24 protein-coding genes are annotated in these 26,243 nt (G+C 53.8%); 4 read left to right on the plus strand and 20 right to left on the minus strand.

Annotated elements, in window-relative coordinates:
• Position 1: 1 nt before the first annotated feature.
• The 12 genes from paaZ to paaF all read right to left on the minus strand — a co-directional run bounded on the left by paaZ (position 2) and on the right by paaF (position 12,374).
• Positions 2-2,062, minus strand: a complete 2,061-nt coding sequence (gene paaZ, locus WG929_RS04200) for a phenylacetic acid degradation bifunctional protein PaaZ (RefSeq protein ID WP_369856617.1) — start codon at positions 2,060-2,062, stop codon at positions 2-4.
• 55 nt (positions 2,063-2,117) lie between these two features.
• On the minus strand, positions 2,118-3,194 hold the full coding sequence (gene paaE, locus WG929_RS04205; protein WP_369856616.1) for a 1,2-phenylacetyl-CoA epoxidase subunit PaaE: 1,077 nt from the start codon (positions 3,192-3,194) through the stop codon (positions 2,118-2,120).
• A 42-nt stretch (positions 3,195-3,236) separates the two neighbouring features.
• Positions 3,237-3,812: a 1,2-phenylacetyl-CoA epoxidase subunit PaaD gene (gene paaD, locus WG929_RS04210; RefSeq protein ID WP_416205027.1), complete on the minus strand. Its 576-nt coding sequence runs from the start codon at positions 3,810-3,812 to the stop codon at positions 3,237-3,239.
• A complete protein-coding gene (gene paaC, locus WG929_RS04215) occupies positions 3,799-4,560 on the minus strand; it encodes a 1,2-phenylacetyl-CoA epoxidase subunit PaaC (RefSeq protein ID WP_416205028.1) in 762 nt (253 codons plus the stop codon). The genes paaD and paaC overlap by 14 nt, the downstream gene beginning before the upstream one ends.
• A gap of 9 nt (positions 4,561-4,569) precedes the next feature.
• On the minus strand, positions 4,570-4,851 hold the full coding sequence (gene paaB / locus WG929_RS04220; RefSeq protein ID WP_416205029.1) for a 1,2-phenylacetyl-CoA epoxidase subunit PaaB: 282 nt from the start codon (positions 4,849-4,851) through the stop codon (positions 4,570-4,572).
• 21 nt (positions 4,852-4,872) lie between these two features.
• Entirely contained in the window at positions 4,873-5,862 is a 990-nt protein-coding gene (paaA, locus tag WG929_RS04225) for a 1,2-phenylacetyl-CoA epoxidase subunit PaaA (RefSeq protein ID WP_416205030.1), read from the minus strand.
• Positions 5,863-6,034: 172 nt separating this feature from the next.
• Positions 6,035-7,354, minus strand: a complete 1,320-nt coding sequence (gene paaK / locus WG929_RS04230; RefSeq protein WP_416205031.1) for a phenylacetate--CoA ligase PaaK — start codon at positions 7,352-7,354, stop codon at positions 6,035-6,037.
• A 170-nt stretch (positions 7,355-7,524) separates the two neighbouring features.
• The gene (pcaF, locus tag WG929_RS04235) at positions 7,525-8,739 is read right to left on the minus strand and encodes a 3-oxoadipyl-CoA thiolase (protein WP_416205032.1); all 1,215 of its coding nucleotides are present in this window, start codon (positions 8,737-8,739) and stop codon (positions 7,525-7,527) included.
• Positions 8,732-9,226 (minus strand): hydroxyphenylacetyl-CoA thioesterase PaaI, encoded by a 495-nt coding sequence (gene paaI / locus WG929_RS04240; RefSeq protein WP_416205033.1) that lies wholly within the window; start codon positions 9,224-9,226, stop codon positions 8,732-8,734. Before paaI ends, pcaF begins: the two co-directional genes overlap by 8 nt.
• On the minus strand, positions 9,219-10,760 hold the full coding sequence (gene paaH, locus WG929_RS04245; protein WP_416205034.1) for a 3-hydroxyacyl-CoA dehydrogenase PaaH: 1,542 nt from the start codon (positions 10,758-10,760) through the stop codon (positions 9,219-9,221). The genes paaI and paaH overlap by 8 nt, the downstream gene beginning before the upstream one ends.
• Positions 10,761-11,552: a 2-(1,2-epoxy-1,2-dihydrophenyl)acetyl-CoA isomerase PaaG gene (gene paaG / locus WG929_RS04250; RefSeq protein ID WP_369856607.1), complete on the minus strand. Its 792-nt coding sequence runs from the start codon at positions 11,550-11,552 to the stop codon at positions 10,761-10,763. It lies immediately after the preceding gene.
• Between the two features lie 39 nt (positions 11,553-11,591).
• Positions 11,592-12,374 carry a 2,3-dehydroadipyl-CoA hydratase PaaF gene (gene paaF, locus WG929_RS04255; RefSeq protein ID WP_369856606.1) on the minus strand — a complete coding sequence of 261 codons (783 nt, stop codon included), beginning with the start codon at positions 12,372-12,374 and terminating at the stop codon, positions 11,592-11,594.
• 446 nt (positions 12,375-12,820) lie between these two features.
• On the opposite strand from paaF, the gene paaN reads away from it, so the two are divergent.
• The 3 genes from paaN to paaX all read left to right on the plus strand — a co-directional run bounded on the left by paaN (position 12,821) and on the right by paaX (position 16,377).
• Entirely contained in the window at positions 12,821-14,533 is a 1,713-nt protein-coding gene (gene paaN, locus WG929_RS04260; RefSeq protein ID WP_369856605.1) for a phenylacetic acid degradation protein PaaN, read from the plus strand.
• A gap of 15 nt (positions 14,534-14,548) precedes the next feature.
• Positions 14,549-15,136: a phenylacetic acid degradation protein PaaY gene (locus WG929_RS04265; protein ID WP_369856604.1), complete on the plus strand. Its 588-nt coding sequence runs from the start codon at positions 14,549-14,551 to the stop codon at positions 15,134-15,136.
• A gap of 290 nt (positions 15,137-15,426) precedes the next feature.
• The gene (gene paaX, locus WG929_RS04270) at positions 15,427-16,377 is read left to right on the plus strand and encodes a phenylacetic acid degradation operon negative regulatory protein PaaX (RefSeq protein WP_369856603.1); all 951 of its coding nucleotides are present in this window, start codon (positions 15,427-15,429) and stop codon (positions 16,375-16,377) included.
• Positions 16,378-16,389: 12 nt separating this feature from the next.
• On the opposite strand, the gene WG929_RS04275 is transcribed toward paaX, so the two are convergent.
• A complete protein-coding gene (locus tag WG929_RS04275) occupies positions 16,390-17,397 on the minus strand; it encodes an MsnO8 family LLM class oxidoreductase (RefSeq protein ID WP_369856602.1) in 1,008 nt (335 codons plus the stop codon).
• A 516-nt stretch (positions 17,398-17,913) separates the two neighbouring features.
• Here WG929_RS04275 and WG929_RS04280 point away from each other — a divergent pair.
• Entirely contained in the window at positions 17,914-18,873 is a 960-nt protein-coding gene (locus tag WG929_RS04280) for an AraC family transcriptional regulator (protein ID WP_416205035.1), read from the plus strand.
• Between the two features lie 128 nt (positions 18,874-19,001).
• Here WG929_RS04280 and WG929_RS04285 read toward each other — a convergent pair whose 3' ends face one another.
• From WG929_RS04285 to WG929_RS04315, 7 genes are all read right to left on the minus strand, one after another.
• Positions 19,002-19,712, minus strand: a complete 711-nt coding sequence (locus tag WG929_RS04285) for an ABC transporter ATP-binding protein (RefSeq protein ID WP_369856600.1) — start codon at positions 19,710-19,712, stop codon at positions 19,002-19,004.
• On the minus strand, positions 19,712-20,473 hold the full coding sequence (locus WG929_RS04290; protein WP_416205036.1) for an ABC transporter ATP-binding protein: 762 nt from the start codon (positions 20,471-20,473) through the stop codon (positions 19,712-19,714). Before WG929_RS04290 ends, WG929_RS04285 begins: the two co-directional genes overlap by 1 nt.
• Positions 20,470-21,432: a branched-chain amino acid ABC transporter permease gene (locus tag WG929_RS04295; RefSeq protein WP_416205037.1), complete on the minus strand. Its 963-nt coding sequence runs from the start codon at positions 21,430-21,432 to the stop codon at positions 20,470-20,472. Before WG929_RS04295 ends, WG929_RS04290 begins: the two co-directional genes overlap by 4 nt.
• Positions 21,433-21,447: 15 nt before the next feature.
• Complete coding sequence (locus WG929_RS04300) at positions 21,448-22,311, minus strand: branched-chain amino acid ABC transporter permease (protein ID WP_416205038.1); 864 nt, start codon at positions 22,309-22,311, stop codon at positions 21,448-21,450.
• A gap of 92 nt (positions 22,312-22,403) precedes the next feature.
• On the minus strand, positions 22,404-23,576 hold the full coding sequence (locus tag WG929_RS04305) for an ABC transporter substrate-binding protein (protein WP_369856596.1): 1,173 nt from the start codon (positions 23,574-23,576) through the stop codon (positions 22,404-22,406).
• Between the two features lie 474 nt (positions 23,577-24,050).
• Positions 24,051-24,824, minus strand: coding sequence for a retron system putative HNH endonuclease (locus WG929_RS04310; RefSeq protein WP_416205039.1), 774 nt, complete (start codon positions 24,822-24,824; stop codon positions 24,051-24,053).
• Complete coding sequence (locus tag WG929_RS04315; protein WP_416205040.1) at positions 24,821-26,137, minus strand: AAA family ATPase; 1,317 nt, start codon at positions 26,135-26,137, stop codon at positions 24,821-24,823. The genes WG929_RS04310 and WG929_RS04315 overlap by 4 nt, the downstream gene beginning before the upstream one ends.
• Positions 26,138-26,243 lie beyond the last annotated feature (106 nt).

Raw genomic sequence — 26,243 nt, forward strand, 5'->3', positions numbered from 1 at the left:
GTTAACTGCCGACCCCCTGTTTTTTCACCAGTGTCAGAATGTCATAGCTGGCCACCAGCTCACCCTGCTGATTGGTCACCTGAACATCCCACGCCACGACTCCCTGAGGGTCACCCTTCGGACTTTCCTTGCCCTGATCGATTTTGCGTTTACAGGTCAGCCGCGCCTGAATCGTGTCACCGATACCGACCGGATTCACAAAGCGCAGGTTATCCAGACCGTAGTTGGCCAGCACCGGGCCAACGCCGGGGGATACAAACAGACCGGCTGCGGCCGATAACACGAAATAACCATGCGCGATACGTTGTTCGAACTGCGAATCCCGTGCTGCTAGTTCATCAAAATGCATATAAAAATGATCACCAGATAAACAACCGAAGTTGACGATATCGGCTTCGGTCACTGTGCGTCGGTGCGTCAGTAACGACTCACCAATTCTCAATTCTTCAAAATGCCGGCGGAACGGGTGTACTTCGGTCTCATAGGTTTGGCCACCACGCACGTATTCTCCGGTTACGGCAGTCAACATGGTGGGCGACCCCTGCACCGCCGCACGCTGCAAATAATGCTTTACTGCCCGGATTCCTCCCAGTTCCTCGCCACCACCGGCACGACCAGGGCCACCGTGTTTCAGCATGGGTAATGGTGAGCCGTGGCCTGTCGATTCAGTAGCTGCTTCGGCGTCGAGAATATGAACACGGCCATGCCAGCTGGCGATGGCGGGCACGATCCGGGCAGCCAGCTCCGGGCTTCGGGTAATCACTGACGACACCAGCGAACCCTTGCCACGAGCCGCCAGCTCAATTGCATGATCAATATCCCGATATGGCATCAGCGTACTGACCGGGCCAAACGCTTCAATATCGTGAGCGCCACCTTCTGCATCGGGATCACGGCACAACAGCAGGGTTGGTTCAAAGAAGGCTCCGTTACTGGCACCTTCACCTAGCGGAGAGAAATCAGCCGTACCGCCATATACCCGTTCGCAGCTAGTCATCAGGGCTTCGACCTGATGATGCACGTCGCGCTGCTGATCATGGGAAGCCAACGCTCCCATCCGTACGCCCTCAATCGCCGGGTCACCGACGCGGGTTTTAGCCAATCTGGCGATCAGTTTTTCTGTCACTGCATCCACCTTGTCCGCAGGCACCAACACCCGGCGAATGGCGGTACATTTTTGCCCGGCCTTGGTGGTCATTTCACGGACAACCTCTTTCACAAACAGATCAAATTCGGCGTCGTCCGGCGTTACGTCCGGCGCTAGAATGGCGCAATTGAGGGAGTCGGCTTCGGCGTTAAACATCACCGAGTTAGCAACCAGATTAGGCGTTACCCGCAACTTGGCCGCTGTTGCGGCTGACCCGGTGAACGTCACAATATCCTGTCCACCCAGCCGATCCAGCAAGTCGCCGGTGCGACCGATCACCAGTTGCAAGCTGCCTTCCGGTAACAAGCCCGACTGCTGCATCAGCCGTACAGCCGCTTCGGTGACATAGCTGGTCGAGGAACCCGGTTTGACAATACAGGGCATGCCGGCGAGGAAGTTAGGCGCAAATTTTTCCAACATGCCCCACACCGGGAAGTTGAAGGCGTTGATATGCACCGTAACCCCCCGACGTGGCACCAAAATGTGACCACCAGCAAAGGCTCCTGTTGGCCCCAGCGGTATCACATCGTCTTCCGGGATCAGATTGCCAGAAGGCAATTCCCGTCGGCCCAAACTGGCGTAAGCAAACAGAGTACCAGCGCCGCCTTCGATATCAATCCAGCTGTCGGCGCGAGTGGCTCCACTATGGGTGGAAATAGTGTAGAGGGTTTCCTTGTGTTCGATCAGGTACTTGCCCAACGCCCTCAAACAGGCGGCACGGCTCTGGAAATCCATCGCCAGCAGTGATTGCTGACCAGCACGACGGGCGAAGTCTAGTGACTGCTCAAAATCGATGGTCTCGGCATGAGTGTGATACACCAGCTTGCCATTGACAGCGCTGGCCAGCGGGTTGGCCGCAGTCGAACCAATCCATTGGCCCGCAATAAAACTTTGTAACGTCGGTATCTGATTCATGTCCTGACTCCTGGAAACTCCGGTTAAACAGGTGATTGAGGGTGTTCAGTCATTCTCAGACTTCGTCGAAATCCAGTACCACCTTGCGGCTGAGCGGGTACGACTGGCACGACAGTACATAGCCAGCCTTCACCTCGTACTCTTCCAGGCCAACACTGACGTCCATATCGACTTCACCCTCGATGACCTTGCATTTGCAGGTTGAGCACACCCCGGCCTTACAGGAGAACGGCAACTCGGCACCGTGCTCATTACCTGCTTCCAGCAGGTTGGTGGTGTTCTGAGCCAAATCGAAGGTTTTGCTGTGGCCATCGCGAATCACTGTAATTTCACTGATACTGGCATCCCTAGCGGCAGCTTCCGCCCGCTGTTCACGCTTGCGCTCGTTACCAGCGCTGGCAAACAGTTCAAAATGGATTTTATCGGCGGCCAGACCACACTCTTTGAGGGTACCGCGCACGGTTTCTGTCATTGCTTCCGGACCACAGATAAAAGCGGCATCCAGTGTTCTGGTATCAATCCAGCGACTGAACAAGGTGCGGCACTTGTCAGCGTCAATATGGCCGTTATACAGATCAATATCCTGCTGCTCCCGGCTAAACACATAGATCAGGTTTAACCGCCCCATCCAAGTGTTTTTCAGGTTTTCCAGCGCTTCACGGAACATCGCCGAAGAACTGGAGCGATTGCCATAAATCACAGTGATTGTGCTGTTGGGTTCCACTTCCAACGTGCTTTTTACAATCGATAGAATCGGCGTAATGCCACTGCCTGCCGCTACCAGCAGGTAGTGTCCTGCGCGTTCGGGATTCAGCTCGGTGTAGAAGCTGCCCATCGGTGGCATCACCTGTAGCTGAGCGCCCGGCTGCAACTGCTCGTTGGCAAAGGTAGAAAACAGGCCGCCGGGGACTTTCTTGACGGCAACACGGATTTCCCCATCGTTAACACCGGTACAAATCGAATAGGAACGGCGCACGTCTTCACCTTCAATCTCAGTGCGCAAGGTCAGGTACTGGCCCTGGGTAAAGCGATAGGTGTCGGCCAGCTCAGCAGGTACGGCAAAGGCCAGTGATACTGAATCTCGTGTTTCGCGACGCAAGTCGGAAACGGTTAACGAGTGAAATTGACTCATTGTGTCTCTCCAGGGCCACCGTGTTGTTGGCGGTGACTCAGCTCAAATACATTTGAAATAATCAAACGGTTCCAGGCAGTCCAGGCAGCGATAAAGGGCCTTGCACGCCGTTGATCCGAATTCACTGACACGCTCGGTGTGGACACTGCCGCACTGGGGACAAGCAATCTCCGGTGCAGCGGCCAGCAAACTCAGCTTGTTGGCACTGCCTACCGGTGGCGCAACCCCATAGGCGCGCAAATTTTCTCGCCCGGCGGCAGTAATCCAGTCAGTTGTCCAGGCTGGATCCAGTTGCTGCTTCAGTACCGGTTGGTGAAACCCTGCAGTGGTCAGAGCTTCTTCAATCAGGGTTTCGATAAATTCGGTCGCTGGGCAACCGGAGTAGGTTGGCGTGACGATCACCTGCAAGTGCCCCGCTGACCAGCGTACGTCGCGCACAATGCCGAGATCGACGACATTGATCACCGGCACTTCAGGATCCATCACGTCGGCCAGCACAGACCAGGCTCGCTCAATGTCTTCAGCGCTACCGGCACGTCCCTGCCGATCACTACCAATCAGTTCAACCGCCGGGCCAACCCCTGCCGTCGACAGCGGAGGCAACTTACCAGACGGCATCAGGGTACGCTCGTTGCAGGAACTGCATTTCGGCCAGCAACACGCCCAAACACTCGGTATGCATGCCTTCACGGCCACTCAGGTAAAACGAGGGCGCGGCTGACGGCACGGTCAGCGTCGCCTGCTCGAGCACCTGACTGACGGTTGCCAGCCATTGCTCTGCGATCAATTCCGGGGCAGCAATCACGCCAGCGGCTGCCAACCGATTTTCTACTTCGTCCCCACTCATCAGCTCAACGGTAAAACGCCAAACGACATCCAGTGCCTTGACCATCCGGTCGTGACTTTCCTCAGTGCCATCGCCAAGGCGTTGTACCCAATCAGAGGAACGGCGTAGATGGTAGGTCACCTCCTTCAGAGCCTTGGCGGCAATCGCCGCGATACGTTTGTCGGACGAGGCTTTTAATGCCGTCAGTACATGGTAGTGCCAGGCGTCGTAAAAGAACTGCTTCAACATGGTGACAGCAAAATCGCCGTTTGGCTGCTCGACCAGCAACAGGTTGCGATAGGCACGTTCATCGCGGCAGAAAACCAGTTGGTCGGCAGAACGACCGTCATCCAGCAGCTCTGCAGTGAACTCCAGCCAGTTGCGAGCCTGCCCAAACAGGTCGAGACCCACGTTCATCAATGCCATTTCTTCTTCCAGCGCTGGTGCCCGGCCGCACCATTCACACAGGCGTTGCCCCTGTACTACAGCGCTGTCACCGAGGCGCAGCAGGTATTCGGTCAGATCGTCATATTGGTTCATGGCTGTGCCTCACATATGGCCGACTTCATCAGGCAGCTTGTAGAAGCTGGCATGGCGATAAACCTTGTCATCGGATGGATCGAACAAGGCTTCTTTTTCGTCGGTCGCCGACGCTGTGATCATATTGGAAGGCACAATCCACAGGCTGACGCCTTCGCTGCGACGGGTATACAAATCGCGGGCGTTTTCCAGCGCCATTTCGGTATCTGTCGCATGAACGCTGCCGACATGCTTATGGTTCAAGCCGTGTTTGCTGCGCACGAACACTTCAAAAAGAGTCCACTCAGACATAGTTTTAATCTCCGGTATCAATCAGGCAGCTGCCCGTTGTTTTTTCTTATTCGCGTGTGCAACCGCTGCCCGGCGAACCCAGGTACCGTCGCTGATGGCATTCCGGCGAGTTTCAAGACGCTCGCGGTTACAGGGGCCATTGCCTTTGATGACGTCAAAAAATTCGTCCCACTGAATCTCGCCAAAATCGTAGTGGCCCCGCTCTGCGTTCCACTTGAGGTCGGGATCGGGGGCGCTACAGCCGAGAATTTCCAACTGCGGCACGGTCTGGTCGATAAAGCGCTGACGCAATTCATCGTTGGTGTGACGCTTGATTTTCCAGGCCATGGATTGCGCACTGTTGGGTGAGTCGGCATCACTAGGACCAAACATCATCAAGGCTGGCCACCACAGACGATTGATAGCGTCTTGCACCATTGCTTTCTGGGCGTCATTTCCCTGTCGCATCATGGTCAGCAGAATTTCGTAACCCTGACGCTGGTGAAAACTTTCTTCTTTGCAAATACGGATCATGGCGCGGGAATACGGGCCGTAAGACGTGCGCTGCAACACCACCTGATTCACGATGGCAGCACCGTCGACCAACCAGCCAACAGCACCCATATCCGCCCAGTTCAAGGTCGGATAGTTGAAGATAGAGGAATATTTGGCCCGGCCACTGTGCAGTTTTTCAACTTCTTCATCGCGATCAGCACCGAGGGTCTCCATAGCGCTGTACAGATACAGCCCATGACCCGCTTCATCCTGAATCTTCGCCATCAGCTGCAGTTTGCGTTTTAAAGTCGGAGCACGAGTGACCCAGTTCCCTTCTGGCAGCATGCCGACAATTTCCGAGTGGGCATGCTGGGACACCTGACGAATCAGGGTCTTGCGATAGGCGTCCGGCATCCAGTTTTTGGGCTCAATCTTGATTTCCGCGTCAATCTTTTCCTGAAAGACGCGCTCTTCCGGGGACATGTCGTCCAGAGCTTTGACTTGCTTGACCCCTGTCTCAACCATTTGTGCGTACATGAATCTCTCTCCGGTGGTAGTACTGGGCAGCCACTGCTGCCGCTGAACTCAATAATGATACTAAAAATAAATTAAAATAAAATATATTGTATCGTTTTAAGGGCGTAACCATCCGATTCCAGGTACATTGGCCTGGATTGACCAAGGCTCTGGCCAGGCAGTACGTTGTTCGTTAGCCCTGATGCCGTTTGTCGAACACCCGCTGGGCCTTTCCCTCTGATCGGGCAATAGTGCCACAACCACGTACATCAACAGCCACGCTGATACCCACTGATGACTTCACGTGGTGTTTCAGTTCCTGCACCAAACGCTGGGTCTGTGCCTCATCCAAATGGTGGAATTCTGGCCGCAGCTCTACGTGCACTTCCATGCTATCCATGTTGCCTTTGCGATACAGGTGTATCTCATATATTTCTGAAAACTGTGGAACTTTAACCACCTCTTCTTCGATCTGGGTGGGAAAGACGTTAACACCACGAATAATCATCATGTCATCGCTACGACCGGTAATCTTGTCGATCCGGCGCATCCGACGAGCACTGCCAGGCAACAATCGGGTCAGGTCTCGGGTGCGATAGCGAATCATAGGTAAGGCTTCCTTGCTGAGGGTGGTAAACACCAGCTCGCCCATCTCACCATCCGCTAGCACTGCACCGGTGACCGGGTTAATGATTTCCGGATAGAAGTGATCTTCCCAAACGGTCGGGCCATCTTTGGTTTCGGCACACTCCATCGCCACGCCTGGCCCCATGATTTCCGATAAGCCATAGATATCCAGCGCCTGAATGCCCAGCCGCTGCTCCACTGAACGACGTAGCTCATCGGTCCATGGCTCGGCACCAAAAATACCCAACCGTAAGGACAGCTCATCTGGAGTAATGCCCTGACGCTCCATTTCATCGGCAATATTGAGCATATAGGAAGGGGTAACCATGATGATGTCAGGCTGGAAGTCACGAATCAGGCGTACCTGTTTTTCGGTTTGGCCACCAGACATGGGAATCACACTACAACCCAGGCGTTCAGCCCCGTAATGCGCGCCCAGTCCACCGGTAAACAACCCATAACCATAGGAAATATGCACCTTGTCACCACGATGACCACCTGCCGCCCGAATGGAGCGAGCAACGATATTGGCCCAAGTATCAATGTCATTCTGGGTATACCCCACCACAGTCGGCTGGCCAGTGGTGCCACTGGAGGCATGCAAACGCACGATGTCGTCCATCGAGGTGGCGAACATGCCATACGGGTAGTTGTCACGCAGGTCGGACTTGGTGGTAAAAGGCAGTTTGGCCAGATCATCCAGCGACTGAATGTCTTCCGGATGAATACCGACTGCATCAAAACGCTGACGATACAGCGGCACGTTATGGTAGGCGTGGCCAACACTCCATTTCAGCCGCTGCAGCTGATGGGCACGTAACTCATCTATGCTGGCGGTTTCCATCGGATCGAGCTGATCCGGCTTGAACTGGTCTCGAATATTCATGCTGAGTCTCTCTATCTCTCTTTTATTGTTGTTTTGATAAGGCAATGAATACCTTGTCAGGTGTTCTGCAGCACCCGCTGTGCGCTGGCTGTTTGCTATTTGTCGCAGGCGCTCTTTTTATGCTTGTCGGCTGACAAGGGCCGTCTGGTCAGTGCCGACCCCCAGTCAGATCAGTCATCTAGTCGCTCAATCACCATGGCAATCCCTTGGCCAACACCGACACACATGGTACAGAGGGCATAGCGACCACCGGTACGTTGCAACTGATGCATAGCGGTCATTACCAGGCGAGCACCACTGGCTCCCAGCGGATGACCGAGCGCGATGGCGCCGCCGTTCGGATTAACGTGGGTCGCATCATCCGCCAGGCCCAGCTCACGCAGTACCGCCAACCCTTGAGAGGCGAACGCTTCGTTGAGTTCGATCACATCCATCTGCGCCAGCGTCAGACCTGCTTTAGCCAGCACTTTTCGGGTTGCCAGTGCCGGGCCAAAGCCCATGATGCGTGGTTCCAGACCAGCGGTAGCCATCGCCACAATACGCGCTTTGGGTATCAGGCCGTTTTTCTCTGCAGCGGCTCTGGAAGCAATCAATAGCGCGCAAGCACCGTCGTTCACGCCGGATGCATTGCCGGCCGTGACTGAGCCGCCTTCACGGAAGGGTGCTTTCAGTTTGGCCAGCCCTTCCAATGTCGTGGATGCTCGCGGATGCTCATCGATATCCACCACAATGTCTTCACCCTTGCGTTGCGGGATCACCACCGGGCAAATTTCTTCGTTGAACAAGCCAGCGTCCATTGCAGCGGCCGTTTTCTGCTGACTGCGGTAGGCAAACAGATCTTGATCTGCACGGGATATGTTGAAATCTTCAGCGACGTTTTCGGCGGTTTCCGGCATCGATTCCACGCCGTATTGCGTTTTTATTTTCTGATTAATAAAACGCCAGCCAATGGTGGTGTCGTACAAACCGTTCGGCGTGCGACTAAAGGCGGATTCGGCCTTGCCCATCACAAAAGGGGCGCGAGACATGGATTCACAACCACCCGCGATCATCAGTTCAGTTTCTCCAGACTTGATCGCCCGCGCTGCAAGACCAATGGCATCCATACCAGAACCGCAGAGGCGATTGACTGTCGTGCCCGGTACCGAGACTGGCAAACCGGCCAGCAATGCCGACATGCGCGCAACGTTGCGATTGTCTTCACCCGCCTGATTGGCGTTGCCATAAATCACATCATCGACCGATGCCCAGTCGACATCGGGGTTACGCGCCACCAGCGCCTTCAGCGGAATAGCACCCAGATCATCGGCACGTACCGGGGCCAGAGCGCCGCCGTAACGGCCAAAAGGGGTGCGGATGGCGTCGCAAATATAGGCATCAGTCATTGTGATTCTCCTGGGTCGGTGGTTTGAGGTGAGTGTTCGGCTCCAGAATCTGGCCACGCACCCGGTAGGATTTGCCATGAAACAAGGCAATCAGGTGACCATCCTGGTTATGAATTTCGACATCGTAGTTACCGGTCCGACCACTGCGGCTGCGCTCAACTGCCGTTGCCGTAAGCACATCGCCACCGCGACCCGGCGCGACATAATCGATGGCACAACCGATTGCGACGGTGGGCTCGTTGTAGGTATTGCAGGCGAAGGCGAACGCAGAGTCCGCCAGCGTAAACAGATAACCACCGTGACAAGTCTGATGGCCCTGCAACATAAAATCGGCCACCGTCATCGCTACCGTGGATTGGCCCGGTGACGAATGCAGCAGCTCGATGCCCAGGTGCTGTGTCGCGCTATCACGGCGATACAACTCGTTGGCACAAGCCACCGCCAGTTCGTCGGCATTCATCGTTTGCAGGTGCGGTTGATCAGTCATGGAAACGACCTCCCTGCAGTGCCAGACGGCGAATCAGCAAGGAAGGACGATAACGATCCTCGCCGTAAACCGCCTGCAAACAAGTCAACAGCTGGTCGACTTTGGCAAGGCCGATCTGATCGGCCCACCGCAACGGCCCACGAGGATAATTCACCCCAAAACACATGGCGGTATCGACGCCGATTGCATCACCAACGCCCTGCAATACGGCATCCGCGCCTTCATTCGCCAACATGCAAACCGTTCGCATCACCGCCAATCCCGGAACATCGGTCAGTTCACTGACCTGAATCCCGGCCTGAGCCAGGCAGTCCACGACTTGCTGAACTGCGTCTGTCGAGGTGTTGTGAGCACGGCTAATGGCCAGCCGGGATGCTTGGTTGTAGTCCAGCGCCAAATCAATCAGCACTAGGTTAGTGAGACCCTCTTCCAGCGCCCGCTGACAGGCCAGGCGCCCGTCAGTCAAAGCGACGGTGGCGGTTCCGATGCGTAACACCCCGGCATCGGATGCGGACTCCTGATCCACCGAGATACCGGCTTGCGCCAGCCGTTGCACCAATACCGACAGCAAACCGACATCACCAAGTGCCACACAACCGGATGGAGTATCAGAACTGACCGTCACGGTAAGGGCTAACGGTTGCTCAGTAGCCTCACCGTAGTGATAAAAACCGCGACTGGCCTTGCGGCCCAGATAGCCAGCATCGACCAGCTCTTTCTGGATCAGTGAGGGCTGGAAACGGAAGTCGCCGTAATAGGCAGTAAAAACAGAGCAAGTCACCGCGTAGTTAACGTCATGACCGATCAGGTCGGTCAGTTCAAATGCTCCCATACGAAAACCGCCAGCGTCGCGCATCAAGGCATCCAACGTGGCGCAATCACTGGCCTGTTCCTGCAGCAGACGCAGGCTTTCGGCATAAAACGGACGTGCCACTCGATTCACAATGAAGCCCGGTGTGGAGCGGGTGTGCACCGGCTTTTTGCCCCAGTTCAGAGCAGTGTCGTACACGGTGCTGGCGGCATTGGAATCCGTTGCCAGGCCAGACACCACCTCCACCAGCTTCATGATCGGAGCCGGATTAAAGAAGTGCATACCAACGATACGGCCCGGATACCGGCGGCCGGCGGCCAGACTGGTGATGGATAACGACGAGGTATTGCTGGCCAGAATGCAATCATCAGAGCAAACGTCTTCCAGTGTTGCCAATACGCTGCGCTTGACGTCGAGGTTTTCAATAATGGCCTCGATCACCAGCTTGGCATCCACCAATGCTTCAATGTCATCAACCGGCGTGATACGAGACAGTACCGCGTCACGCTGTTCAGCCGTGAGCTTGCCACGAGCAACCAATTTGTTCAGCTGAGCAGCCATCGTGTCAATGGCTTGGGCAGCAGCGCCTTCGCGATTGTCATACAGCTTCACCGGGTGACCGGCCTGGGCCGCTACCTGAGCGATGCCCGCCCCCATCGCACCGGCACCAATGACGGCAACCAGAGTGTCGATACTCAATGTATGCGTCTGTTCTGGCATCATTCAGCGCCCTTTGAATTCAGGTGTGCGTTTTTCCATAAAGGCTTTTACGCCTTCGCGGTAGTCGGCGGTACGACCGGCCAGGCGTTGCAGATCTCTCTCCAGCGTCATCTGCTCCTCGAAGCTGTTGCTGACGCTGCTGTTCAAGGCACGCTTGATTAGCGCCAAACCTTGCGTCGGTTGAGTCGCTAATTGCTTCGCCAGTGTCAGGGCTTCGTTATGCAGGGCTTCGTCATCCACCACCCGATAGATCATGCCCCAGTCATACGCTTGCTCAGCTGTGACAGGGGTTCCCAGCAAGGCCATATGTTTGGCACGGGCCATGCCGACCAAGCGAGGCAGAAACCAGCTACCACCAGAATCCGGCACCAGACCAATTTTGCAGAACGCCTGAATAAACTTGGCGGAGCGAGCCGCCAGCACCAGATCACAGGCCAAAGGAATATTCGCGCCAGCACCGGCTGCGACACCATTGACCGCACAGATCACCGGCATCGGCAAGTCTTGCAGGGTCTTGATCAATGGGTTGTAAAAGCGTTCGATCGACAACCCCAGATCCGGTGAATTGGCATTAGGGTCAACATTGCGGTCAGATAAATCCTGACCGGCACAAAAACCGCGGCCCTCTGCCGTCAGCAGCAAGGCGCGGACTTCCGGATTGCCGGCAGTCGCTTTCAGGGCCTCTTTGACTTCAAGGTGCATGGCTTCGTTAAAGCTGTTCAACGCCTTGGGACGGTTCAAACTGAGGATGGCAACGCCGTCCTCAACGGAATACAGAATATACTCGAGGTTCATGGGCATATTGCTCCTGGAGATCAGAATGGGTTGCCAGCACTACTGGCCGTTAAATTCGGGTTTGCGCTTTTCCTGAAAAGCGGCAATGCCTTCCTTGCGGTCGGCGGTGCCAGCCAGAACAGTAAAGGCATGGCGCTCGAAACGGAGACCAGAGGCGAGATCGGTATCCATACCTTTGAGCACCGATTCTTTGGCCAGGCGCACTGCCAGCGGTGCCTTACAGGCAATACTGGCAGCAACAGCCAACGCCCGCTCAACAGTCAATTCCGGTTGGGTAATCTCGCTTACCAGACCGGATTGCTGAGCTTGTCGAGCAGTGATCGGCTCGCCAGTCAGTACCATCTGCATTGCCATCGACTTGCCCACCGCCCGCAATAATCGCTGCGTGCCCCCAGCACCGGGCATGATGCCAAGGTTGATTTCCGGTTGTCCGAAGCGCGCGTCTGCGCCAGCAAGAATAATATCGGCGTGCATCGCCAACTCGCAGCCACCGCCCAAACAAACGCCATTTACGGCGGCAACCAGCGGCTTGGGAAAACGGCTAATCCGCTGCCAGTGCTGCTGGCGGGGGTCATTCAGAATACCGACCAAATCGCGCTCGGCCATTTCCTTGATATCGGCTCCGGCAGCAAAGGCCTTGCGGTTGCCAGTGAGAACCAGCACTCGAATGTCGTCCTCGGCTTCTGCCAGATCCATGACCACCGACAACTCACCCAGCATGGCGGTGGTCAGGGCATTGAGTGCCGCAGGGCGATTCAGCTCAATCAGCTGAACCCCTGCACTGACCTTATGTACGACCAGTGTTGCGTAGCGTTTTGTCATCTGAGTAACCTGTCCGATTTTGTTTTTATAGCGTTTCGGCAATGACTTAAGGCGCAGACGTCTTCGTTCCCACTCGTTCCGGCACCCTGACGGCACCAGCCTTGAATCAAGGAGCGGACTCGTTTGATCTGCATCAACAGTTATCAATGCTGCCCAAAATTAAGATACAAAACAATAATTTATTTTTTGATTTTCGTATCTTATTTTCATTTTGCATGAAAAAACCCTCTGAAAAATCAATAGACGCGAGCATTTCTCGATTAAAAAACAATATTTTTCAAATAGATAGAAAATAAAATGGATTCAAATACATCATTTCGAGACAATCTAAACAACACCAACAGATGCCGTTTCAATCAACAACGACCTATGATTTGATACATTAAATAATAAATAATAGATATTTTAGTGTCTTTAAAACAAAAATACTCATTAATGGAGTTGTTATGTCGTCTGATGCCATGACGAACAGCCAGGCCACGCTCTGGTTTTCCCGCCACTCACCTTTGCTGGATCAGGCCGTTAGTGCGATTCATCAGCGCGGTTACTGGGCTCCTTTCCCGGAACATCCCAAAGCGTACCCGGCGGAGTCATTGGCCAGCGCGGCAGCAGAATTCCAGACCTTGCTAGGACAGCCGTTTGAGCTGCAAGGAGTAGGGGAGATTGGACGAGCGGGTGAGGAGCAGTCACCCTACGGCTTCGCCCTTGGCATCCACTATCCGCAGTACGACCCGGATACGTTACTGGAAACCCAGCAATCACTGATTGGTGGCTGGCGCGATGCAGGGCCACAAACCAGGGTGGCGGTCGCTCTGGAGGCCATTCACCGGTTAAATGCACTCAGTCCGCTGATGGCTCAGGCGGTACAACACACCACTGGACAATCTGCCAATATGGCTTTCCAAGCCGGCGGCCCCCACGCCCAGGACCGGGCAGTAGAAGCCGTTGCCTACAGCTGGGATGCCATGGCGGAGATACCGCAATCCGTATTGTGGCGAAAACCCATGGGCAAACGTGGTCAACTGTCATTGACTAAACGTTGGCATATCGTGCCTCGGGGAATATCACTCAGCATCGCCTGTTGCACCTTCCCGACCTGGAATACCTACCCCGGATTATTTGCCAGCCTGGTGACGGGCAATCCGGTGGTCATCAAACCCCACCCGGATTCGATTCTGCCGCTGGCACTGACCGTCAAGGTGCTACAGGAGGTACTCACCGAAGCCGGATACGATCCACGCCTAGTGATGCTCGCGGTCGACACTCGGCCTGCCCCGCTGGCGGCCCGACTGGCAACCGACCCACGGGTGCGGCTGATCGATTTCACCGGTTCCAGCCACTTTGGCAACTGGCTGGAACAGCACGCTCACCAGGCGGAAGTGTTTACCGAAAAAGCCGGGCTCAACACCGTGATTATTGACAGCATGGCGGACATCACTGCAGTTGCTGGTAATCTCGGTTTCTCACTCAGTCTCTACTCCGGGCAAATGTGTACCTCTCCCCAAGTCATTTATATTCCTGCTAGTGGCGTGATGGTAGGAGGTGAATGCTGGTCATTTGAGCAAGTAGCTGATGCACTGGTCAGCAGTATTGCCCAGTGGACCGCCGATCCAGCCCAGGCGTGCGGCTTCCTCGGCGCAATTCAAAGTGAAGGCACCTTAGTCAGAATTCAGCAATGCCGGGAGGCGATCACAGGCCGGGGCAGCGTATTACTCGATAGCAAGAGTCTGATTCATCCAGATTTTCCCTCAGCCCGCGTGCAGACGCCACTGCTGCTCGCACTGGCAAGCCAGGATCAGGATCTGTATGGCAAAGAACAGTTTGGCCCGATTGCGTATCTGGTTCGTACCCACGGCACCGCAGAATCCCTGTCACTGACACGCCAGACCTTGTTAGCTCAAGGCGCGATTGCACTGGCTATCTACACCACCCGCGACGATGTGCTGGCGCAGGCAGAAAATCTGGCTCAGGACGTCGCAGTCTCGTTATCCATCAATCTGGATGGCAGTTTTTATATGAACCAGTCCGCCACATTCAGTGACTTTCATGGCACTGGTGGCAACCCGGCAGCCAACACTTCTCTCACCGATAGAGGGTTTATCAGTCGCCGCTTTGTAGTGGTACAAAGCCGTCGTCCAGCGACCGCCGCCACTGACTGATCAGGAGAGATTTATATGCCTTGTTACAAAATCGATGGCGTGACACCAGTGGTTCATCCCAGTGCCTATGTCCATCCAACTGCCGTCCTGATTGGCGATGTGATCATCGGAGCACAATGCTACGTTGGCCCGGCCGCCTGTCTGCGTGGTGATTTCGGCCGCATCATTATGGAAGAAGGTGCCAACATCCAGGATACCTGTGTGGTGCACGGCTTCCCGCAAAGCAGCACAATTATTCGTCGCCATGGCCATATCGGCCACGGCGCAGTGCTGCACGGCTGCATTATTGGTGAAGATACCCTGATTGGCATGAATGCCGTGGTGATGGATGGTGCCGATATAGGTGCCGAGTCAATCGTCTCGGCCTCCTCCTTCATCAAAAACCGTTTTACCTGTCCCCCGCGCTCCATGGTGATGGGCACGCCCGGTGTTATCAAACGTCAAGTCACGGATGATGAGCTACGCTGGAAACAGCTCGGCACGCAACAATATATCGAGCTGTCGCGTCGCTGCCTGAACAGCCTGGTAGAGTGCTTGCCACTGAATGCCGAAGAGCCGGATCGCCAGAGTTTCGTTGATACCGGCCACCGGCCAAAAATATAACCCAGCCCGTTCGCTGCTGTTCAGTTGGATAATAGATGCCAGCCTTCCGGGCTGGTAATCTTGACTGCTGTCGCGCTACTACCATGAAGGCAGTCGCTGCAAACCCCCGACAGGTTATGCAGAATTTGCCAGGCACCGAGCTGTAAACATGGCCCCCAGATACCCATATAGTGCTCATAGACCGCGCCCAGTTCTTGTCTAATTGTACTCGCTGCTGCGCGGAAACACCTTTGGAGGCCCTGTTAAACTGCCAGGTGCTGCTCCCGCTCTTCGACCGGAATTTCTTGAATATGAAGTCACTGAACACATTGGACGCGGTGATCAAGCGCTTCCAGAACCAAACCCCTATTCGTGCCACCTCTCTGGTGATCACGATTTATGGCGATGCCATTGAACCACACGGGGGGACCGTCTGGCTGGGCAGCCTGATCAAACTGCTAGAGCCAATCGGGATCAACGAACGCCTGATGCGAACCACTATTTTTCGTCTAACTCAGGACGGCTGGCTAATGAGTGACAAGGTGGGCCGACGTAGCTACTACAGCCTTACTGGGCCGGGCCGACGTAAGTTCGAACAAGCGTTTCGCCGCGTTTACAGTGCAAAGTCTGCCGCCTGGGACGGCTCCTGGTCACTGATTCTCATCCAGCAGCTCAGCCCTGAACAGCGCAAGCAATTGCTGGATGAACTCGAATGGCAGGGATTTGGTGTGCTATCACCTGGTTTACTTGGCAGCCCCCGAGCTAACCCTGCAGAAGTCAACTCCGCGCTCTCGTCGCTGGGGGTCAGCGACAGGGTAGTGCTGTTTAATACCTCTGCTCGGGAAGAGCTCGCAGGGAAACCAATCCGAATGCTGGTGCGCGACAGCTGGGGCCTGCCTGATATGGGAGCCCGCTATCAAGACTTTATCGACCTGTTCCGGCCAATGTGGCAGGAATTGAACGACAACAAGGGGCGGGATCAACAGGCCTGCTTTTTGGCGCGCATACTGCTGATTCATGAATACCGTAAACTGGTATTGCGTGACCCCCTGTTACCCGAAGAATTGCTGCCCGGAGACTGGGAAGGCCGCGCAGCCAGGCAACTGTGCCGCAATATTTATCGCAGCCTGACCCCCTATGCCGAGCAATGGATTGCCGAACAACTGGAGACCGCCGAAGGGCCATTGCCAGCAGCATCGGCCACCTTCTACCGGCGTTTTGATGGTCTGGAGAAATATTCTGCCCAAGAGTTGGCGGATTAGTAGCTCAACCGTTTATTTATGCCGCGCCAACAACCGATAGCTCTCCATCCGGTCGTAATGACTGTGCGTCACGGTGACCAGGGCAAATTCCTGGCAGTCAAACGTCTGGCTCAGTTGTTCCATCTCGGCCAGACACTGATCCGCAGTACCGACGGTATAGCCACTGAGAATATGGTCGTAGTCGGCCTGCGCAGACGGCGACATTTGCCGGTAGCGATCCTGCACCTGCTCGGGTGTCAGGAAATTTTCCGGCGTGCCTTGCTGTGCTGTCATTTTACGATAGACCGCCGTACCAGCCCGAAGCTTTGCCTCTGCTTCCGTCTCGGCACAGATACAGGCAATGCCGAGCAGTTTGTTGGGTTGGCGCTGATGACCGGCTTTTTGCCACGCTTGCTGCCAGCCTTCAAAAATCGACGGGTGACAGTGATCCGGGGCAATAAATCGCGCCAATGCCAGGTCGTAACCCAGCTTGCCAGCCAGTCCGGCACTGCCGCCACTGGAACCCAGCATCCAGCGCTCAGGGGTTGGCTCGTTGTCTGGCATCACACTGAGGCTGTGAAACGGGTTATTGGCTGGCACGGTGCCGTCCAGAAACTGCCCCAACAGCTGCGCTTGCTGCTCATAGGCATCACCATGTAACGGGCGATAGGGATAGGCCAGTGCCGCTGAACTTAAACCGGAACCACCCGGTGCCCGTCCGACGCCGAGGTCAATGCGGTCAGGATACAGGGTGGCGAGCATGCGGAAGCACTCTGCCACTTTTAACGGGCTGTAATGACTCAGCATCACGCCACCACTGCCAACACGGATACGGCGCGTCTGGGCTGCAATGGTCGCAACCAGTATTTCCGGACAGGGGTTGGCAAAGTGAATGCTGTCGTGATGTTCGGCCACCCAATAACGGTGGTAACCCAGTTCATCGCACATCCGTGCCAGTTCGAGGGTGAGCTCCGGTGCTTCCCTGCGGCTATGGGAACCGTGAACCGGTGACTGATCGACAACCGAGAGTTTGATATTCATTCGAGATCCTGTGTAAAGCGTGTCTGTGCTGGGCTTGCCAATGTGGATGGCGGACAGCCGTCTGGCTAAATGATACCCATACCGACGTGCCAGAGGGACTGCGCGAGGTCATCCAGACGGAATAATGTAATCCTGTTTTCAGGATATCAACACCAACAGCGGCAGCCGACGCTGGTCTTGAATACATCAAAATAGGCCAAGTGCGATAAAAAATACACCCCAAAAATCGGTAAAAACGGCAGTGGATATGGAATAAATTAGCCTTGTGAGGTGACGTTTAACCCAGATAAGTGCAGCAGTCGTGGTGCTTTTATATGCCTGCCACCCAAGAGCCTACCGGTTTATCACTCAAAACCAGGCATTTGGAAGCCCGTTTCCGCGAGTTATAAAGGGCCATTTTTGGGTGATATAAATCCCGTTTCATTCGCAGGAATACAGGCTGTTTTTTATACCGTCAATTCGACTATGGGTATCAATCGGGGTAAAGTGAAATAATAACAATAAAAGAGAATTCGCATGTTACACAGCGTACTCAATAATTCAGCCGTCTGTATCAACACCACACCGGATGAGGTATCCAACCATGTCAACAAACATGTGGGGCGTCATCGTCTGGAGCTGATGGGACCAGAAATCTCGCGTTCGCAACTGTCGTTGTGCCAGTTTTCCGACCTGTCACTGTCGCGTATCTGTTATGGCAACAAGGTTCGCGTGGCCTGTCCTGACCTTGAAGATATTTATCACTTTCAGATTGTTATGCGCGGTGAATGTCAGTGGCGCTTTTCCGATACCGATATGGTATTAACCAGCGGTCAGGCGCTGATGATGAATCCGGGTGAAAAAATCGATCTTCTTTACAGCGATGATTGTGAAAAGCTGATCGTTAAAATCCCTCGAGAAGTTATTAATAACACTTGTGTCGAATTTGCCGGGCGGCTGCCCAAAAGTGGCATTCTGTTTGAACGTAAAGTACGGGATATTCGCCAGTCGCAATCTTTTTTATCCTGTATTGAAGCGGTGTTTTATGAAGCCAGCGAAGAATCCGAGCTCAGTCTGAATGGTATTTCCTCCAGCTACCGCGACCTGCTGGTGCAGAAGCTGCTGAACACTTTTCAAAGTAACCTGATGGATGTGATGCCCCCCACCACCCCAGAAGATAAAACCATACAACGGGTGTTAGGCTACATTGATACTAATATCAAGGAAAACCTGACCGTCGAAGAGTTATCGGCCGTTGCGGGTATCAGTGTGCGCAAGCTGTATTCCCTGTTTGCCAATGGCTTGTCGACCACTCCCAAACGTTACATCAAACAGGCCAAGCTGCTCGCTATCCATCGCGAGCTGAAAAGCAACCGGGCGATTCGGAACGTTACCGAAGCGGCCATGGATTATTCGGTAACGCACTTGGGGCGTTTTTCTTCCGAGTACAAGGACACTTTTGGTGAGCTGCCGTCGGTGACCTTAAAGGCGCGTTAGACCTGCTGTCTTTTATCCAACGCACCAACAGCCCTTGACCATTTTCAAATTACTCGCCAATTTACTTGCGAGACCTATCTGTGAGAGCGGGATGCTGCGCTTGCTGCACCCCGCCACTCACATTTAATTTAAACACTCAGATGGGTTTCCACCGTTTCCAGATCACTCAGTAACTCTGCCGTATCACCGTCAAAGACCACCTGCCCCTTCACCAGTACAACGTGCCGATCACACAAGTTTTTCAAGACCTGGATGTTTTTGTCAACGATCAGCGTAGACATGCCGCTGTCTTTGATATGAGCAATCACCTCCCAGATCTCCTTACGAATCAACGGTGCCAATCCCTCGGTGGCCTCGTCCAGAATCAACAAGTCCGGGTTGGTCAGTAACGCCCGTCCGATCGCCAGCATTTGTTGCTCACCACCAGACAACTGGGTGCCCAGGTTGGTCAGGCGTTCGGCCAGCCGGGGAAAGGTTTCCAGTACCCGGTCGTAATGCCATTCCTGCTGACCATTGGTGCCTGGCCGGGCAGCCAACTGCAAATGCTCTTTCACGCTCAGGTTATGGAACATACCACGGCCTTCTGGCACATAGGCAATGCCCTGGCGCATGCGCTTCCAGGTCGGCAGTGTACTCAGGTCGGAGCCATTAAACAGCACCTCGCCACCGCGAGGAGTGACCAGCCCGAGCACAGATTTCAGTGTGGTGGTTTTGCCCATGCCATTACGTCCCATCAGGCTCATCGCCTGCCCGGCTTCGAGGGTAAAATCGACGCCGTGTAAAATGTGGCTTTCACCGTAAAAGGTGTGCAAGCCACGAACAGTCAGTAGTTGTGTCATCAGATTACCTCGTCGCCCTGGCCCAGATATGCCTCTTTTACCCGCACATCATTGCGGACTTCCTCGACCGTGCCGGTCACCAGATGCTGGCCGTTCACCATCACGGTCAGCTGATCCGACAGCTCGAAGACGGCATCCATATCGTGTTCTACCAGTACAATGCAGTAGTCTGTTTTCAGGGTTTGTAGCAGCTCGATAATCAGCCGGGATTCTTCATGACCCATCCCTGCCATCGGTTCATCCAGCAGTAATACCGATGGCGCAGTGGCCAGCACCATGGCGATTTCCAGCTGCCGCTGCTCGCCGTAACTGATTTGCGCCGCGACGGTATCACGACGGTGACCCAGGCCGACCCGGAGCAGCGCTTCGTCTGCCATCTCGATCAGCAGCTTGTCGCGATTGCGCATGGCAAAGATATTGAAACTGCCACCGGTACGACGCTGGGCCGCCACGCAGCAGTTTTCCAGGCAGGTCGCCTGTGGATAGATATTGGTTTTCTGGAAGCCACGGCCAATGCCCCGACGGACAAATTCATAGCCACGAATATCCTCAATGGCATCACCCTGATGCAGAATTCGACCACTGGTAGGCTTATAGGCACCGCAGAGCATGTTCAGCAAGGTGCTCTTGCCCGCACCGTTGGGGCCAACAATGCCGTGTAATGACTTGTCATGAAAAGCCAGATTCATATTGTCGAGCGCTTTCAAGCCGCCCCAGTATTTACACAAACCTTCGGTTTGCAGCACGATATCCTGACTCATTTACGACGCTCCACCAGGTTCTCGATAAAGCCGGCAATACCGGACTTAAACGCCATTACCATAGCGATAATCATCAAGCCCATCGGCAACAGCCAGTGCTCGGTCATATGCTCAAAAATATAATGTAAGCCTTCGTACACTGCCGTTCCCAGAATCGCACCGTAAATACTGCCCATCCCACCCAGAATCGACATCACCAACGCCGACCCGGAAGTTTGCCAGGACATCATCGACGGATTGACGTATCCGTACTGCAGCGCAAACAAATAGCCTGCGTACGATGCCAGCGCCGACGCCATCACGTAGCTGATCAGCCGAAACAGAAACACGTTGTAACCCAGCGCCGTGGTGCGATCGGGATTGTTTTTTACCGCATCCATAATGCGACCGAAGCGCGATGCCAGCACCAGCTTCCAGAATGCCATGCAGTTGAATAACGACAGCAAACAGAAGTAGTAAAAATGAATTGGATCATCAAGGTCAAAAAATGCCAGGCCGAACAGGCTGGTATCCGGTTTCACCAGAATAAACAGACCGTCGTTACCGCCAAAATGGATGGAGTCAGAGAAAAAGTAGAAGCACATCTGGGCAATCGCCAGTGTAATCATAATCATATAGATACCGCTGGTACGCAGCACAATCACCCCGACCACCAGTGCAATAGCCGCTGCCAGCACACAGATATAAAAGGTATACACCCAGAAGTTCACGGCCTCGTATTCCGGCGCAATCATAAAAAACAGATAACCGCCCAGGCCATAAAACATCGAATGGCCCAGGGTGATCATGCCGCAGCGGCCCACCAGATAATCCAGCGACATCACAAAGATGGCGAAAATCAGTACCGTGGTCAGCTTGTTGACATAGAAGACGTTCTGCTCCAGAAATAATGGCAGCAGCAACGCCAGCGGAAAGAACAGCCAGACGAACAGCTGTTCGGTCTTGTTGGTAAAAAACATCGCGAAATACCGCCCTTAGTTGGAAAACAGGCCTTGCGGCTTGATCAGCAGAATCACCGCCATCAGGATATAAACCACCATTGACGCCACGCCGGGGAACAGCACCGACGCAAAGGTATCGACAATGCCCACCATCAGCGCCGCCACAAAGGCTCCCTTGATCGACCCCATGCCACCAATCACCACCACCACAAAACAGGTAATCAGCACGTGCTCGCCCATACCAGGCACAATCGATGCAATAGGTGCGGAAATCACCCCGGCCAGCGCCGCCAGCATCACCCCGGCACCAAAGACGATGGTATAGAGACGGTTGATATCCACGCCCAGACACTCGACCATCTCGCGGTTGGATTCACCGGCACGGATCAACATCCCCAGCCGGGTGCGGTTGATCACCAGATACAGGGCAGCCGCCAGCACCAGACAAAGCACAGCAACGAACAGTCGATAGACGGGATACTCCACCAGTTCGGTGAGCCGGATCGAACCACTCAGCAACTCGGGCACATCCACCCCGAGAGAGTCATTTCCCCAGAGCAGACTCTGCAGTGCGTTAAACACAAAAATCATACCGATGGTCAGCAACACCTGATCAAGGTGGTTACGTTTGTACAGACGGCAGATCAGTGTCTTTTCAATGACGACACCCAGCGCCAGTGCAACCGCCGCTGACAACAATGCACCCAGCAAAAAGCTGTCGGTATGCTGGGTGAAATACCAGGCCAGGTAAGCCCCGACCATATACATCGAGCCGTGAGCCAGGTTGAGAATTCCCATCACCCCGAACACCAGCGTCAACCCTGATGCAATCAGAAACAGCAGCAAACCGTACTGCACACCATTCAGCAGCTGCACAAGAAATATTGCGAAATCCATAAAAGCGATCGCCTTGAAGAGTCATTCAGAAACTCCACCAGCTGCACTCACCTCGCAACACCCGAGCGGTACAACCAGCGGAGGATGATCAGTTACTGCTTGCAACCGCGAGCCGGGTCTTCCAATGCCTTGGCGGCAATACCGGACACCTTGTTAACGCCATTCTCAACCGTACGGAGATAAATGGTCTGGATCGGGTTGTGGGCTTTGGAGAAGTGGAACTCGCCACGGGGACTGGGAATCACTGCCGCTTCCATGACCCGGATCAGGGCATCACGGTCACTGATATTGCCGTTCAACTGGTCAACCGCCTGGGCGATCAGCAAACCGGTATCAAAACCCTGCACGCCGTACAGATCAGCGTCTTTGCCAAACTCGGCTTTGTACGCGGCACGGAAAGCGTGGTTCGCCGGATTATCCAGCTCGTCGGCATAATGCAAACCCGTGACAATCCCTTCAGCAGCATCACCCTGAGCGGCCAACGTGCCTTCGGTCAGGAAACCGGAACCCAACAGCGGAATCTTGCCGCTCAGACCCATGGCATCGTAGTCCTTGACGAACTTCACCGCGCCACCACCAGCAAAAAACACAAACACCGCATCCGGCTTCAGCGAGGCAATTTCAGTGATATACGACTGAAACTCGGTTTTCGGAAACGGCACCATAATCTGCTTCAGCACCTTGCCGCCGCCCTTGGTAAACGACTCTTCAAACGCCGCCAGGCTCTCCTTGCCAAAACCGTAGTTCCAGCTCATGGTCACTACCTTCTTGTAACCCCGGTCGAGTGCCACCTGGCCCATCGGATACGACGGCTGCCAGGCAGAAAATGAGGTGCGGAACACATTCGGCGCACACCAAGGGCCCGTCGCTGCATTGGCACCAGCATTAGGAATAATCACAATCGGCTTTTTATTACGCAGCACTTTCAGCATCCCCATCGCCACCCCGGAATGCACCGGGCCAACAATAAAGTCCGCGTCTTTCTGACTCATCAGCGACGTTGCGATTTCCGGCGCGCGATCAGGCCTGGCCTCGGTATCCATCTCAATATATTCAATGGTACGGCCATGCAGTTTGTCGGCGTTTTGTTCCAGCGCCATCTTCAAACCATTACGACCGGCATCTCCCAGCGCAGCGTACACACCACTGAACGGCAACATGATACCGACACGGATCGGCTCATCCTTGGCCACTGCAGAAGCGCTAGACAACACGGAAGAAAGCAACACCGCACCGGCGGTGAGGAGGGATTTATAGTGATTCATAATTCTGCCTGAGTTCTTATTATTGAGTTGTACGACCATTTAAAGCCGCCACACCTCAGGCAAATAGCCAATTTGTGCAGCCCTCTATCCCCTCCTTGCACAGAGCGGATAAACTGGCTTGCAGAGGTAACAACTGTCATTCAGGGCTACCAGTACCGCGCATGATTTACCGTGCTGGAAAGTAAACGACACCCTCTGTTTAATGCACGATAACGGCATAAAGGCGCATCCCGGATGACCACCGCTATTGATGACCAACACGACCAGCAAACGCTGGAACTGCAGACCTACCAGCAATTGGCTCCAAATCCATGGTGTCACGGGCCTTAAATAGCGAACACAGCTTGAGTAAAGATCCTATCCAGGCGTTAAGTGAACGGTTTGAAATAAATACGGGACTTTTGTGACGCTACGCCGATGGGCTAGGAGCCTGCTGGATAGGTTGTATGAGAAGGCGGCGCTTGCGAATTGATATCAGCCGTTATAGTCCATAGAGCGAAGGTGCTTTTCGGCCGAGGAACCCAGGTAACTTCGAATAGCGGAGAAGAAAGGGGGCCAATGGTGTTTACTATTTTTCTGCAAATAGGTTGCCGCTAATCGATCGAGAGCTTCTCCGACAGATAATTCTGAATTCCGTTGAAGTAAATTCCTTACATCGGCATTCAGCTTGTTCAGCACTGTCTGACGCAGACTATTCAGGCGCTTTGCATCCAGCCTGAGTTCTCTGATTGTGGCTTGTGCTTTGATAGGATCAATACCGGCAATCGAGCAATTTACCTTATCAACGCTTGGCTCGCCGGTTGTTCGGTCAAATGCAAAGATTGGTGGAAAAGCCGGCATTTGATGCGGATTCAGAATGACAGAATCCAGATTTTGACTTCCCTTTGGAATATCACATGAGCAATCAGGGCTGGTATAGCGATGTGCGGCATCAGTAACGTCAGGCCTGCTGCCACCATGACAACAGCCCAACAAATTTTGCCAGTCCAGTGCCCAATTGTGCCCTGCTGTCATATCTGACTTGGGGTGATAGTGTTCAACACGGTAGTCGGCGTTGCCATGACTATCCTGCTCTTTCAAGTCGATCTCACAATAGACACAGAGTCCACTTTGATCAGCTATTATTTGTTGTTTCAACTGTTGGCGACGAGCTCTGCTATTTTTGAACATATCCCACGAGCCTGTTGGATTCTTGTGTCTATATCGGGCCAGCAACGGAGGCTCGATTCCTTTGAGCACCTTTTTCATTCGTGCGTACGCTCCCATTCTTTCATGCGAACATCCATATCCAGCCGCAGTAACTCTGGCTCGTACTCCTGTCCCCAATCACGTAATTCTCTGTGCAGTTGTTGTGCCTCGTCAGAATCCCATTGATCCTGAAAAACCAGCTGTTGATAGCGTTTGAGTTTTTGCACAATATCCAGTTGCTCAACGCGAGAGGACTCTACACCCAGTACATCCAACAGCATTCTCTGCGACTCTGCACCTTCAGAAAATTCGACCAAGTGCAGGCTTGGCTGCTCATCATGCCACTCGATTACCCGTAGACACTCTGGCTTGACCGAGGAAATCACCTGAGGGCTATGGGTCGTAACGATAAACTGGATGTTGGGGAAGGTGCGCTGCAAATCGAGCAAAATGGTTTGCTGCCAACCAGGGTGAAGATGTAGATCCACTTCGTCGATCAAGATTACGCCTTCGGTATCCAGAGAGTTATTCAGCCCTGAACGTTCAATGTCTGGATTTGCTTCCGCCATTCGAGCTGCAATATCCATCACCATCGCCAGCGTGATGCGGTAACCGTCACTGAGTTGCTCAATGCGTAACTCTTTCAGGGTGCCATCACAATTCCAGTCGACTGCTATTCCTGCCGGTTCGGCTCCTCTGGGGTTACTGAACTCAGGCAACATACGGTGAATGGCTTCACGAATGGCCTTTAACTCCGGTATTTCCAGCTCGAAAGATTTTGCATCCCGCTGACTCTTCAATTCGATATCTTCAAGTGCGTAAAAATATTCAACAAATCGTTTGAAATTGGTTCGGCTTTCCAGTGACTCCGACAATGCCTCAAAACGAGGAAACTCTTTGCCAAATCCTCGTTTTCGCTGTGGAACATCAAAGACACCTCGGCCTGTTCCATAGTAGGCGAACAAAGGCAAGGCAAAGGCGCTGTTGTCGTTAAACGCATCCACCATGGAGTCGGCGTAATCGGTCAATTGTTTTATACCCAGAGCTTCTGGTATGTGGCTGGCTGTTTTTTTGGTTTGGTCGCGTTTTTCAGTTCTGTCCCAGCGCAGCTCGTTAAATGACTGACACTGAATCCTCATAAATGGAGGTTTGAGTTTATTGGGATAAACCTGAAAGTCAGAGTCTTTCGGGTTTTTACCACTGACATTAGGCAAGCGGGTCAGAAATGGTCCTAGAGCGATCGCCAGAGCATCCAGAATACTGGTTTTACCCGCGCCATTACGGGCGACCAATACCGTAAGCTGTTCATGGAAGTCGATTTCGAAGGAATCGAAGCGGCGGAAGTGATCCAGTTTCAAATGACGAATTTTCATGAATAACAATCTGATTGCCAAGTAAGTAGTGAATGATTCTATCACGTCGATATAGTCATTGGAGGGCCGATCAAACCTGAGTCAAACCACTTTATTTGTCATCAAA

The sequence above is a fragment of the Oceanobacter antarcticus genome (assembly GCF_044962685.1).
Taxonomy (GTDB): Bacteria; Pseudomonadota; Gammaproteobacteria; order Pseudomonadales; family Oceanobacteraceae; genus Oceanobacter; species Oceanobacter antarcticus.

Excerpts from the sequence above, each read along its gene's own strand:
- paaZ (WP_369856617.1), bottom strand. The coding sequence starts at position 2,062 with ATGAATCAGATACCGACGTTACAAAGTTTTATTGCGGGCCAATGGATT.
- paaE (WP_369856616.1), bottom strand. The coding sequence starts at position 3,194 with ATGAGTCAATTTCACTCGTTAACCGTTTCCGACTTGCGTCGCGAAACA.
- paaD (WP_416205027.1), bottom strand. The coding sequence starts at position 3,812 with ATGCCGTCTGGTAAGTTGCCTCCGCTGTCGACGGCAGGGGTTGGCCCG.
- paaC (WP_416205028.1), bottom strand. The coding sequence starts at position 4,560 with ATGAACCAATATGACGATCTGACCGAATACCTGCTGCGCCTCGGTGAC.
- paaB (WP_416205029.1), bottom strand. The coding sequence starts at position 4,851 with ATGTCTGAGTGGACTCTTTTTGAAGTGTTCGTGCGCAGCAAACACGGC.
- paaA (WP_416205030.1), bottom strand. The coding sequence starts at position 5,862 with ATGTACGCACAAATGGTTGAGACAGGGGTCAAGCAAGTCAAAGCTCTG.
- paaK (WP_416205031.1), bottom strand. The coding sequence starts at position 7,354 with ATGAATATTCGAGACCAGTTCAAGCCGGATCAGCTCGATCCGATGGAA.
- pcaF (WP_416205032.1), bottom strand. The coding sequence starts at position 8,739 with ATGACTGATGCCTATATTTGCGACGCCATCCGCACCCCTTTTGGCCGT.
- paaI (WP_416205033.1), bottom strand. The coding sequence starts at position 9,226 with ATGACTGATCAACCGCACCTGCAAACGATGAATGCCGACGAACTGGCG.
- paaH (WP_416205034.1), bottom strand. The coding sequence starts at position 10,760 with ATGATGCCAGAACAGACGCATACATTGAGTATCGACACTCTGGTTGCC.
- paaG (WP_369856607.1), bottom strand. The coding sequence starts at position 11,552 with ATGAACCTCGAGTATATTCTGTATTCCGTTGAGGACGGCGTTGCCATC.
- paaF (WP_369856606.1), bottom strand. The coding sequence starts at position 12,374 with ATGACAAAACGCTACGCAACACTGGTCGTACATAAGGTCAGTGCAGGG.
- paaN (WP_369856605.1), top strand. The coding sequence starts at position 12,821 with ATGTCGTCTGATGCCATGACGAACAGCCAGGCCACGCTCTGGTTTTCC.
- WG929_RS04265 (WP_369856604.1), top strand. The coding sequence starts at position 14,549 with ATGCCTTGTTACAAAATCGATGGCGTGACACCAGTGGTTCATCCCAGT.
- paaX (WP_369856603.1), top strand. The coding sequence starts at position 15,427 with ATGAAGTCACTGAACACATTGGACGCGGTGATCAAGCGCTTCCAGAAC.
- WG929_RS04275 (WP_369856602.1), bottom strand. The coding sequence starts at position 17,397 with ATGAATATCAAACTCTCGGTTGTCGATCAGTCACCGGTTCACGGTTCC.
- WG929_RS04280 (WP_416205035.1), top strand. The coding sequence starts at position 17,914 with ATGTTACACAGCGTACTCAATAATTCAGCCGTCTGTATCAACACCACA.
- WG929_RS04285 (WP_369856600.1), bottom strand. The coding sequence starts at position 19,712 with ATGACACAACTACTGACTGTTCGTGGCTTGCACACCTTTTACGGTGAA.
- WG929_RS04290 (WP_416205036.1), bottom strand. The coding sequence starts at position 20,473 with ATGAGTCAGGATATCGTGCTGCAAACCGAAGGTTTGTGTAAATACTGG.
- WG929_RS04295 (WP_416205037.1), bottom strand. The coding sequence starts at position 21,432 with ATGTTTTTTACCAACAAGACCGAACAGCTGTTCGTCTGGCTGTTCTTT.
- WG929_RS04300 (WP_416205038.1), bottom strand. The coding sequence starts at position 22,311 with ATGGATTTCGCAATATTTCTTGTGCAGCTGCTGAATGGTGTGCAGTAC.
- WG929_RS04305 (WP_369856596.1), bottom strand. The coding sequence starts at position 23,576 with ATGAATCACTATAAATCCCTCCTCACCGCCGGTGCGGTGTTGCTTTCT.
- WG929_RS04310 (WP_416205039.1), bottom strand. The coding sequence starts at position 24,824 with ATGAAAAAGGTGCTCAAAGGAATCGAGCCTCCGTTGCTGGCCCGATAT.
- WG929_RS04315 (WP_416205040.1), bottom strand. The coding sequence starts at position 26,137 with ATGAAAATTCGTCATTTGAAACTGGATCACTTCCGCCGCTTCGATTCC.